This window comes from Paraburkholderia sp. 31.1 (genome assembly GCF_014397645.1).
Lineage (GTDB): Bacteria > Pseudomonadota > Gammaproteobacteria > Burkholderiales > Burkholderiaceae > Paraburkholderia > Paraburkholderia tuberum.
The window spans coordinates 26424-35999 of the sequence record NZ_VZQN01000055.1 but is presented as its reverse complement, the minus strand read 5'-3'; the positions used below and the strand labels follow the sequence as shown (position 1 = coordinate 35999).

At 58.1% G+C, this 9576-nt stretch carries 18 protein-coding genes; all 18 read right to left on the bottom strand.

The annotated features are described in order from the left end of the window. Positions 1-167: 167 nt before the first annotated feature. Complete coding sequence (rplQ, locus tag F6X37_RS31305) at positions 168-560, bottom strand: 50S ribosomal protein L17 (protein ID WP_013090750.1); 393 nt, start codon at positions 558-560, stop codon at positions 168-170. Positions 561-751: 191 nt separating this feature from the next. Next, a complete protein-coding gene (locus F6X37_RS31300; RefSeq protein WP_007730697.1) occupies positions 752-1729 on the bottom strand; it encodes a DNA-directed RNA polymerase subunit alpha in 978 nt (325 codons plus the stop codon). A gap of 124 nt (positions 1730-1853) precedes the next feature. Continuing rightward, positions 1854-2477, bottom strand: coding sequence for a 30S ribosomal protein S4 (gene rpsD / locus F6X37_RS31295; protein ID WP_013090752.1), 624 nt, complete (start codon positions 2475-2477; stop codon positions 1854-1856). 148 nt (positions 2478-2625) lie between these two features. Further along, positions 2626-3030 carry a 30S ribosomal protein S11 gene (gene rpsK / locus F6X37_RS31290; RefSeq protein WP_006052224.1) on the bottom strand — a complete coding sequence of 135 codons (405 nt, stop codon included), beginning with the start codon at positions 3028-3030 and terminating at the stop codon, positions 2626-2628. 28 nt (positions 3031-3058) lie between these two features. Next, positions 3059-3424, bottom strand: coding sequence for a 30S ribosomal protein S13 (rpsM, locus tag F6X37_RS31285; RefSeq protein WP_013589830.1), 366 nt, complete (start codon positions 3422-3424; stop codon positions 3059-3061). 41 nt (positions 3425-3465) lie between these two features. Then, entirely contained in the window at positions 3466-3582 is a 117-nt protein-coding gene (gene rpmJ / locus F6X37_RS31280; protein ID WP_004199844.1) for a 50S ribosomal protein L36, read from the bottom strand. 20 nt (positions 3583-3602) lie between these two features. Then, positions 3603-3821 (bottom strand): translation initiation factor IF-1, encoded by a 219-nt coding sequence (gene infA / locus F6X37_RS31275; protein ID WP_004521905.1) that lies wholly within the window; start codon positions 3819-3821, stop codon positions 3603-3605. 8 nt (positions 3822-3829) lie between these two features. Continuing rightward, a complete protein-coding gene (gene secY, locus F6X37_RS31270) occupies positions 3830-5176 on the bottom strand; it encodes a preprotein translocase subunit SecY (RefSeq protein ID WP_090802158.1) in 1347 nt (448 codons plus the stop codon). A gap of 46 nt (positions 5177-5222) precedes the next feature. Then, the gene (gene rplO / locus F6X37_RS31265; protein WP_075303261.1) at positions 5223-5657 is read right to left on the bottom strand and encodes a 50S ribosomal protein L15; all 435 of its coding nucleotides are present in this window, start codon (positions 5655-5657) and stop codon (positions 5223-5225) included. A 29-nt stretch (positions 5658-5686) separates the two neighbouring features. After that, entirely contained in the window at positions 5687-5869 is a 183-nt protein-coding gene (gene rpmD, locus F6X37_RS31260) for a 50S ribosomal protein L30 (protein WP_008923335.1), read from the bottom strand. An 11-nt stretch (positions 5870-5880) separates the two neighbouring features. After that, entirely contained in the window at positions 5881-6399 is a 519-nt protein-coding gene (rpsE, locus tag F6X37_RS31255) for a 30S ribosomal protein S5 (RefSeq protein ID WP_075303262.1), read from the bottom strand. Between the two features lie 14 nt (positions 6400-6413). Continuing rightward, positions 6414-6779 carry a 50S ribosomal protein L18 gene (gene rplR / locus F6X37_RS31250; RefSeq protein WP_008923336.1) on the bottom strand — a complete coding sequence of 122 codons (366 nt, stop codon included), beginning with the start codon at positions 6777-6779 and terminating at the stop codon, positions 6414-6416. Positions 6780-6791: 12 nt separating this feature from the next. Next, a complete protein-coding gene (rplF, locus tag F6X37_RS31245; protein WP_090802160.1) occupies positions 6792-7322 on the bottom strand; it encodes a 50S ribosomal protein L6 in 531 nt (176 codons plus the stop codon). A gap of 18 nt (positions 7323-7340) precedes the next feature. Continuing rightward, positions 7341-7736: a 30S ribosomal protein S8 gene (gene rpsH, locus F6X37_RS31240; protein WP_006052216.1), complete on the bottom strand. Its 396-nt coding sequence runs from the start codon at positions 7734-7736 to the stop codon at positions 7341-7343. 14 nt (positions 7737-7750) lie between these two features. Continuing rightward, positions 7751-8056: a 30S ribosomal protein S14 gene (gene rpsN / locus F6X37_RS31235; protein WP_090802162.1), complete on the bottom strand. Its 306-nt coding sequence runs from the start codon at positions 8054-8056 to the stop codon at positions 7751-7753. A gap of 7 nt (positions 8057-8063) precedes the next feature. Next, positions 8064-8603, bottom strand: coding sequence for a 50S ribosomal protein L5 (gene rplE, locus F6X37_RS31230; protein ID WP_090802163.1), 540 nt, complete (start codon positions 8601-8603; stop codon positions 8064-8066). Between the two features lie 16 nt (positions 8604-8619). Further along, positions 8620-8928, bottom strand: a complete 309-nt coding sequence (gene rplX / locus F6X37_RS31225; RefSeq protein ID WP_184035555.1) for a 50S ribosomal protein L24 — start codon at positions 8926-8928, stop codon at positions 8620-8622. A 9-nt stretch (positions 8929-8937) separates the two neighbouring features. Next, a complete protein-coding gene (gene rplN, locus F6X37_RS31220) occupies positions 8938-9306 on the bottom strand; it encodes a 50S ribosomal protein L14 (RefSeq protein ID WP_006998478.1) in 369 nt (122 codons plus the stop codon). Positions 9307-9576 lie beyond the last annotated feature (270 nt).

The window sequence follows — 9576 nt, the reverse complement described above, 5'->3', positions numbered from 1 at the left end:
CTACGCGCTTCTTTCAGACCCCGCCTCACGACGACGCCCTTGCGCTTCGCTAATCCTTCACCACCATCAGGCTGGATAGGGGACTTTCACCCCCGAGCTGTTGAGCATGCTCGGCACACAACAAAAAAGCCAAGCGATGCGCCTGGCTTTTTGTCGAAGCAGAAAGCTTACTCAGCTTCTTGCACTTCCGTTTCTTCAACTTCCGGACGGTCGAGCAGTTCGACCAGTGCCATCGGCGCATTGTCACCAACGCGGAAGCCGAACTTCAGCACGCGCAGGTAGCCGCCCGGACGGTTTGCGTAGCGCGGGCCGAGCACGTCGAACAGCTTCGTGACCGAGTCACGATCGCGCAGGCGGTTGAACGCCAGACGACGGTTTGCGAGCGACGGCTTCTTGCCGAGCGTGATCAGCGGCTCGACGACTTTACGAAGTTCCTTGGCCTTCGGCAGCGTGGTCTTGATGACTTCGTGCTCGATCAGCGAGTTGGACATGTTACGGAGCATTGCCAAACGGTGGCTGCTCGTGCGGTTCAGTTTCCGCAGACCATGACGGTGACGCATGTTAATTCCTTCAGTTCAAAGTTTTGGTCCAGCTCTTCTATCGCACTCGTTCTGCAGCATCGACTACAAACAGTGAGCGCACGGGCCGGTAGTGACAAAAGACAAGACGCGGATTTTAAAGGAAAATCCGCGCCTTTGCCAGTACAGTACGGCGGTGCAATTCGCGGGCCACACCCGACCGAGTTGTCCGCTTACTTGTCGAGACCAGCCGGCGGCCAGTTTTCGAGCTTCATGCCGAGCGTCAGCCCACGCGATGCCAGAACTTCCTTGATCTCGTTCAGCGACTTGCGACCCAGATTCGGAGTCTTGAGCAGTTCGTTCTCGGTACGCTGGATCAGGTCGCCGATGTAGTAGATGTTCTCGGCCTTCAGGCAGTTCGCGGAACGAACCGTCAGTTCGAGATCGTCGACCGGACGCAGCAGGATCGGATCGATCTGCGGTGCGCGCGACGGCGCTTCCGCCGCTGCTTCGGTACCTTCCAGCGCCGCGAACACCGACAACTGATCGACCAGAATGCGCGCCGATTGTCGGATCGCTTCTTCCGGCGAAATCACACCGTTGGTCTCGATGTTCATCACGAGCTTGTCGAGGTCGGTGCGCTGCTCGACGCGAGCGCTTTCGACCGCGTAGCTCACGCGACGAACCGGCGAAAACGAGGCGTCCAGCACGATCCGGCCGATGATCTTGGCCGACTCTTCACCGTAACGACGCACATTGCCCGGCACATAGCCGCGGCCCTTTTCGACCTTGATCTGCACGTCGAGCTTGCCGCCCTTCGACAGATGCGCAATCACGTGATCGGGATTGATGACTTCGCAATCGTGTGCGAGTTCGATATCGCCGGCCGTGACCACGCCTTCGCCTTCCTTCCGCAGCGTAACCGTCACTTCGTCACGATTATGCAGCTTGAAGACGACGCCCTTCAGGTTCAACAACAGGTTGACCACATCCTCTTGCACACCGTCGAGCGTCGAATACTCGTGCACGACGCCTGCAATCGTCACCTCGGTCGGGGCATAGCCCACCATCGACGACAACAGCACGCGCCGAAGCGCGTTGCCCAAGGTGTGGCCATAACCGCGTTCAAACGGCTCCATGACCACTTTCGCGTGGCTTTCGCCAAGCGATTCAACTGCAATAATCTTGGGCTTCAACAAACTGGTTTGCATAGGTTTTCCTTTTCAATACCCTCGGCTCGTTACACCGATAAGGCTGACCGGTAACAACCTGAAAATAAACAGCCGAGACGCCCCCTTGCGCAACGCAATCAGGGCGCCCCGGCCGTCAATCCGATTACCGCGAATACAATTCGACGATCAGGCTTTCGTTGATGTCGCCAGCGATGTCGCTGCGTTCCGGCTTCTGCTTGAAGGTACCTTCGAACTTCTTCGCGTCGACCGCGACCCAGCTCGGCATGCCGCCTTGCTCAGCGAGCGACAGCGCCTCAATGATGCGAGCCTGCTTGCGCTTCTGTTCGCGCACGGCGACGACGTCCCCAGCCTTCACTTGCATCGACGGGATGTTCGTCACGACGCCGTTCACCGTGATTGCCTTGTGGCCAACGAGCTGACGTGCTTCAGCGCGCGTCGAGCCAAAGCCCATGCGATACACGACGTTGTCCAGACGCGATTCGAGCAGTTGCAGCAGGTTCTCACCCGTGTTGCCCTTCAGGCGGTCTGCTTCAGCGAAGTAGCGACGGAACTGGCGCTCGAGGACACCGTAGATACGCTTTACTTTTTGCTTCTCGCGCAGCTGAGTGCCATAGTCGGACGTACGTGCGCCCGAGGTACGGCCGTGCTGGCCGGGCTTGCTGTCAAGCTTGCACTTGTCAGCGAGCGAACGGCGCGCGCTCTTCAGGAAGAGGTCAGTGCCTTCACGGCGGGACAGCTTGGCCTTGGGGCCGATATAACGTGCCACGTTGATTCCTTCTGTGATTTGTCACGCGAATGCTTCCACTCGCGCTAGTCCGAACCCTTTGAGTCGAACGGTGGGCTTAGTCAATTCAAATAACGCGCGCAGCCCGCCACCGCGCAAGGCGGCAACAGGCGCTCGAAATACCAGCGTCTTAGATACGACGACGCTTCGGCGGACGGCAGCCGTTATGCGGGACCGGCGTCACGTCGGAGATCGCGGTGATCTTGATGCCAAGACCATGCAGCGCGCGCACCGCCGATTCCCGGCCAGGACCGGGGCCCTTGATCCGCACTTCGAGGTTCTTCACGCCGTATTCCATCGCCACGCGGCCAGCTGATTCAGCTGCGACTTGAGCTGCAAACGGAGTCGACTTACGCGAACCCTTGAAGCCCTGACCGCCCGACGTTGCCCAGGCAAGCGCGTTGCCTTGACGGTCAGTGATCGTGATGATGGTGTTGTTGAACGACGCGTGAACGTGAACCACGCCCTCGGCGACGTTCTTCTTGACCTTCTTGCGAACGCGTTGCGCCGCGGAGTTGTTCGAAGCCTTAGCCATTACGTTTTCCTGTAACTGTCAGTTCCGCTTACTTCTTCAGCGATTGCGCTGCACGACGCGGACCCTTGCGCGTACGGGCATTCGTACGCGTACGCTGGCCGCGCAGGGGCAGACCCTTACGATGCCGCACGCCACGATAGCAGCCGAGATCCATCAGGCGCTTGATGTTCATCGTCGTTTCACGGCGCAGATCGCCTTCAACGATGAACTTGCCGACTTCTTCACGCAGCTTTTCGAGGTCTGCGTCAGTCAGGTCTTTGACCTTCTTCGAAAATGCCACACCAGCAGCGACGCAAATGTCGCGCGAGCGCGTGCGACCGACACCGTAAATAGCCGTCAGGCCGATTTCAGTATGCTGGTGATTCGGGATGTTAACCCCTGCGATACGAGCCATTGTTTTTCCTCAAACAAAAAGCGCAAGCAAAAGCGCGGCGTTCAGCCTTGACGCTGTTTGTGGCGCGGATCAGAACTGCAAATCACGCGCACAACGCCTTTGCGCTTGATGATCTTGCAATTGCGGCAAATGCGCTTAACCGATGCCATCACTTTCATGATATTACCCTTTTTTCAAATCACTTCGCCCGGAACACGATCCGCGCACGCGACAGATCGTAAGGCGTCAATTCAACCGTCACCTTGTCGCCCGGCAAGATCCGGATGTAGTGCATCCGCATTTTGCCGGATATGTGTCCCAACACGACATGGCCGTTTTCCAGCTTCACCCTGAAGGTAGCATTAGGCAGGTTCTCGATTACTTCGCCCTGCATCTGGATAACATCGTCTTTGGCCATAAGTCCTTTCAACGCATCGGGACGCCGCCGCCTTTGAAATTAGCTTTCTTCAGCAGCGATTCATACTGTTGCGACATAACGTACGACTGCACCTGCGCCATGAAATCCATTGTGACGACGACAATGATCAGCAGCGACGTTCCACCAAAATAAAACGGCACGTTCCAGCGTAGCACCAGAAATTCAGGCAGCAGGCAAACGAACACGATGTAGATCGCACCGGCAAGCGTCAAACGCGTGAGGATGCGGTCGATATATCGCGCCGTCTGATCGCCCGGGCGGATACCTGGGACGAAAGCGCCGCTCTTTTTCAGGTTGTCGGCCGTTTCCCTGCTGTTAAACACCAGTGCAGTGTAAAAGAAGCAGAAGAAGACGATCGCCAACGCGTACAGCAACACGTACACCGGTTGACCGGGCTTCAGGGCTTCGGCAACGTTGTGCAACGTGTCTGCGAACCAGCTGGTACGCGAACCCGAACTGAACCAGTTCAGGATAGTTGCCGGGAAGAGAATGATCGACGATGCGAAGATCGGCGGAATCACGCCCGACATATTCAGCTTCAGCGGCAAATGCGAAGACTGGCCGCCGTAAATCTTGTTGCCCACCTGCCGCTTCGCATAATTCACAAGTATCTTGCGCTGGCCGCGTTCGATGAACACCACCACATAGGTCACAGCAGCAATCAGCGCGACGACGATAATCGCCGAGATGATGCTCATCGAGCCGGTTCGCACCAGTTCAAAGAGACCACCGATTGCGTTCGGGAAACCCGCCGCAATACCGCCGAATATGATGATCGAGATACCGTTGCCAAGCCCGCGCTCCGTGATCTGCTCACCCAGCCACATCAGGAACATCGTGCCGGTCACCAGCGTCACGACCGTCGTCAAGCGGAAAACCATCCCCGGATCGATCACGAGGCCCGGCTGATTTTCCAGAGCGACGGCAATACCGAACGCCTGGAACGTCGCCAGCACAACCGTGAAGATCCGCGTGTACTGCGTAATCTTTCGCTGACCTGCCTGCCCTTCCTTTTTCAGCGCTTCGAGCTGCGGCGAAACAATCGCCAGCAACTGCATGATGATCGACGCCGAAATGTACGGCATGATCCCCAGCGCGAAAATCGTGAACCGCGAAAGTGCGCCACCCGAGAACATGTTAAACATGCCAAGGATGCCGCCCGACTGGCTTTGGAACAGTTTCGCCAGTTGGTCCGGGTCGATACCCGGCACCGGAATATGCGCGCCGATACGGTAGACGACTAGCGCCAGCAGCAGGAACACTGCTCGCCGGCGCAAATCGCCAAACTTCGCCGCGCTGCGACCAGGTTTTGCGAGACTCGGGCTGTTAGCCAAGTACCTTCTCCGATGCAAGTGCTAGTGACGGCAATTAACTCGCGCGTTACTCGGCAAAAGAGCCACCGGCTGCCTCGATAGCAGCACGTGCGCCCTTCGTCGCACCCAGACCCTTCACAACGACCTTGCGCTTGAGCTCGCCCGTTGCAATGATCTTGGCGCTACGGATCAGCTCGCCGACGAGGCCGGCTTGCTTGAGAGCCAGCAGATCGATTTCGTCGACCGGCAGCTTCTCCAGATCCGAGAGACGTACTTCACCGACGAATTCCTTCGTCAGCGAGGTGAAGCCACGCTTCGGCAGGCGACGTTGCAGCGGCATTTGACCGCCTTCAAAGCCAACCTTGTGAAAGCCGCCCGAACGCGACTTCTGACCCTTGTGACCACGGCCAGCGGTCTTGCCGAGGCCGGAGCCGATGCCGCGACCAACGCGGCGCTTTGCGTGCTTCGCGCCTTCGGCCGGCTTCAGGTTATTCAATTCCATTATCAACTCCTTGAGTCCTGGTCAGCCACTTAGCTGATGACCTTAACGAGGTACGAAACCTTGTTGATCATGCCGCGCACAGCCGGCGTATCCTGCAACTCGCTAACCGAGTTGAGTCGGCGCAGGCCCAGGCCACGCACCGTTGCACGGTGCGATTCACGGGTGCCGATCAGGCTCTTGACGAGCTGGACCTTGACAGTTTTATCAGACATGGTGTCCACCTTTAGCCCAGAATTTCTTCGACGGACTTGCCACGCTTCGCAGCGATGTCGGCCGGCGTGGACTGCTTGCGCAGACCATCGAGCGTCGCACGAACGAGGTTGTACGGGTTCGTCGAGCCGTGGCTCTTGGCCACAACGTTCTGCACGCCCATCACGTCGAACACGGCGCGCATCGGGCCGCCTGCGATCACGCCGGTACCGTCCTTCGCCGGAGCGAGGAGGACCGTCGATGCGCCGTGCTTACCGTGCACTTCGTGTTGCAAGGTACCGTTCTTCAACGGCACCTTGAACATGTTGCGGCGAGCCTGTTCCATCGCCTTCTGGACAGCGACCGGCACTTCCTTCGCCTTGCCCTTGCCCATACCGACGCGGCCATCACCGTCGCCAACCACGGTCAGTGCAGCGAAGCCGAGAATACGGCCACCCTTCACGACTTTGGTCACGCGGTTAACCGCGATCATTTTTTCACGAAGGCCGTCGTCGCGTTCGTCAGCCTGAACTTTAGCTTGCATCTTTGCCATGACGAATTCTTCCCTTAGAACTTGAGTCCGGCTTCGCGCGCCGCGTCAGCCAGCGCTTTCACGCGGCCGTGGTAACGGAAACCCGAACGGTCGAAGGCGACGGATTCGATGCCGGCAGCCTTAGCCTTTTCTGCAATGCGCTTGCCGATCAGGGTGGCAGCAGCAACGTTGCCGCCCTTTCCCGATTGATCGGCCAGTTGCGCACGCACTTCGGCTTCGAGCGTCGACGCGCTAGCGAGCACCTTGGTGCCGCACGGCGAGAACACTTGCGCATAGATGTGCGTGTTCGTGCGATGCACGGCGAGACGCGCGACCTGCAGCTCAGCGATCTTGATACGCGTCTGACGAGCGCGGCGCAGGCGAGATTGAGTCTTATCCATGATTGCGCACCCTTACTTCTTCTTCGTTTCTTTGAGGATCACAACCTCATCGGCGTAACGCACGCCCTTGCCCTTGTAGGGCTCCGGCGGACGGTAGCCGCGCACTTCTGCAGCGACTTGACCGACTTGTTGCTTGTTGATCCCCTTGATCACGATTTCGGTTTGCGACGGGGTTTCTGCCTTGACGCCAACCGGCATCTGGTGCACCACCGGGTGCGAGAAACCCAGCGACAGGTTCAGCTTGTCGCCTTGCGCTTGTGCGCGGTAACCGACGCCAACCAGCGTCAGCTTGCGCTCGAAACCCTTCGTCACGCCGTGCACCATGTTCGCAACCAGCGCGCGCATCGTGCCCGACATCGCATTCGCCTCGCGGCTTTCATCGACCGGCTCGAACTTCAGCGTGCCGCTGTCGTTCACTACCTTCACGAGGCTGTTGGCAGCCTGCGAAATTGTACCCAGCGGACCCTTGACAGTAATGCTGTCGGCGCTCAGGGCCACTTCCGCGCCTTGCAGCGCGATTGGGCTCTTACCTACTCGAGACATGTTTCTCTCCTTTCGGCCTTAAGCGACATAGCAGATGACTTCGCCGCCAACGCCCGTTGCACGTGCCTTGCGGTCCGTCATCACGCCCTTCGGCGTCGACACGATTGCCACGCCCAGGCCATTCATGACCACAGGGATGTCGTTACGGCCGCGGTACACACGCAGACCAGGCTTCGAGACGCGTTCAATGCGCTCGATGACGGGACGGCCAGCGTAATACTTCAACACGATGTTCAATTCCGACTTCGCACCCTCGGACTTCACTGCGAAATCGTCGATATAACCTTCGTCCTTCAGGACCTGCGCAATCGCAACCTTGACTTTCGACGAGGGCATAGTCACCGAAACCTTCTCGACCATCTGCGCATTGCGGATGCGAGTCAGCATATCGGCGATAGGATCACTCATGCTCATTTATGTTTCTCCTATTACCAGCTCGCCTTGGTCAGGCCAGGGATCTCGCCGCGGAACGCGATTTCGCGAATCTTATTACGCGCCAGCCCGAATTTACGGAACGTGCCGCGCGGACGACCGGTAATTGCGCAACGGTTGCGCTTACGGGTCGGGTTAGAGTTTCGCGGCAGTTGCTGCAGTTCCAGGCGTGCTGCGTAATGCTCTTCTTCCGATTTGCTCGTATCGCCAATGATTGCCTTCAATGCTGCACGCTTGGGAGCGTACTTGGCGGCGAGGCGAGCACGCTTCTTTTCACGTTCGATCAGTGCCAGTTTAGCCACGGTAACCTCAGTTTCTGAACGGGAACTTGAAGCTGGCGAGCAGAGCCTTTGCTTCGTCGTCAGTCTTCGCAGTCGTCGTGATGCTGATGTTCAGCCCACGCAGTGCGTCGATCTTGTCGTAGTCGATTTCGGGGAAAATGATCTGCTCTTTCACACCGACGTTGTAGTTGCCGCGACCATCGAACGCCTTGCCCGACACGCCACGGAAGTCGCGCACACGGGGGAGCGCAACCGTCACGAAACGGTCCAGGAATTCGTACATTGCCTGGCCACGCAGCGTGACCATTGCACCGATCGGATAGCCCTGACGGATCTTGAAGCCAGCGATTGCCTTGCGTGCCTTCGTGATCACCGGCTTCTGGCCCGCGATCTTCGTCAGATCGCCAACGGCGTTTTCGATGATCTTCTTGTCAGCGACGGCTTCGCCAAGGCCCATGTTCAGGGTGATCTTGGTGATGCGCGGCACTTCCATCACGGACTTGTAACCGAACTTCTCGATGAGGCCGGGTACAACCTTCTCTTTGTAAAACTCTTGCAAACGAGCCATTTTTTACTCCGCAGCGTCAGGCGCTCAGTACGGCACCGGTCGTCTTCAGGAAACGGACCTTCTTGCCCCCTTCGACCTTGATGCCTACACGCGATGGCTTGCCATTCGCGTCCACCAATGCGACGTTCGAAATTTGCAGCGGCATCGTCTTGGCTTCCACGCCGCCCGTCGTACCCTTCATCGGGTTCGGCTTGACGTGCTTCTTGACGAGGTTGATGCCCTCGACAGTCACGGTCTCGCCGTGAACGGCCAGCACCACGCCACGCTTGCCCTTATCTTTGCCGGTGATGACGATAACTTCGTCACTCTTGCGAATCTTGTTCATCGCGACTCCTTACAGCACTTCAGGCGCCAGCGAAACGATCTTCATGAATCGTTCGCTACGCAACTCGCGCGTGACAGGCCCAAAAATACGGGTACCGATCGGTTCGAGCTTGGTGTTGAGCAACACAGCCGCGTTGCCGTCGAACTTGATCAGCGAGCCGTCCTGACGACGCACGCCCTTGGCGGTGCGAACCACCACGGCGTTGTAGATTTCGCCTTTCTTCACGCGCCCGCGCGGCGTTGCCTCTTTGACAGTCACCTTGATGATGTCGCCAATGCTGGCATAACGACGCTTCGAGCCGCCGAGCACCTTGATGCACATGACTTCACGTGCACCCGTGTTGTCGGCCACTTCAAGCCGAGTTTCGGTCTGGATCATGGTTTATCTTTCCCAACTTAATCCGGTCACACCACCATGGCGCTTCCCGGTCAGTCTTGGTCCCGTCAGCCGATCGGCTGCTTGGGTTAGAACAGCAGCGACGGCAAACGAAACCCGCCATCGCAATCCGGTGAATCCTTCGGTCTAGGCTGGCGCCCGAACCGCTTCCCCCACCAACTTCGCCCGCGACGGGGCTCCCACAAAGAGGGAAGACCGAAATTATATCAAATAATCTCGGTCTTGCAAGCGAAACTTACTGCGATTTCAACT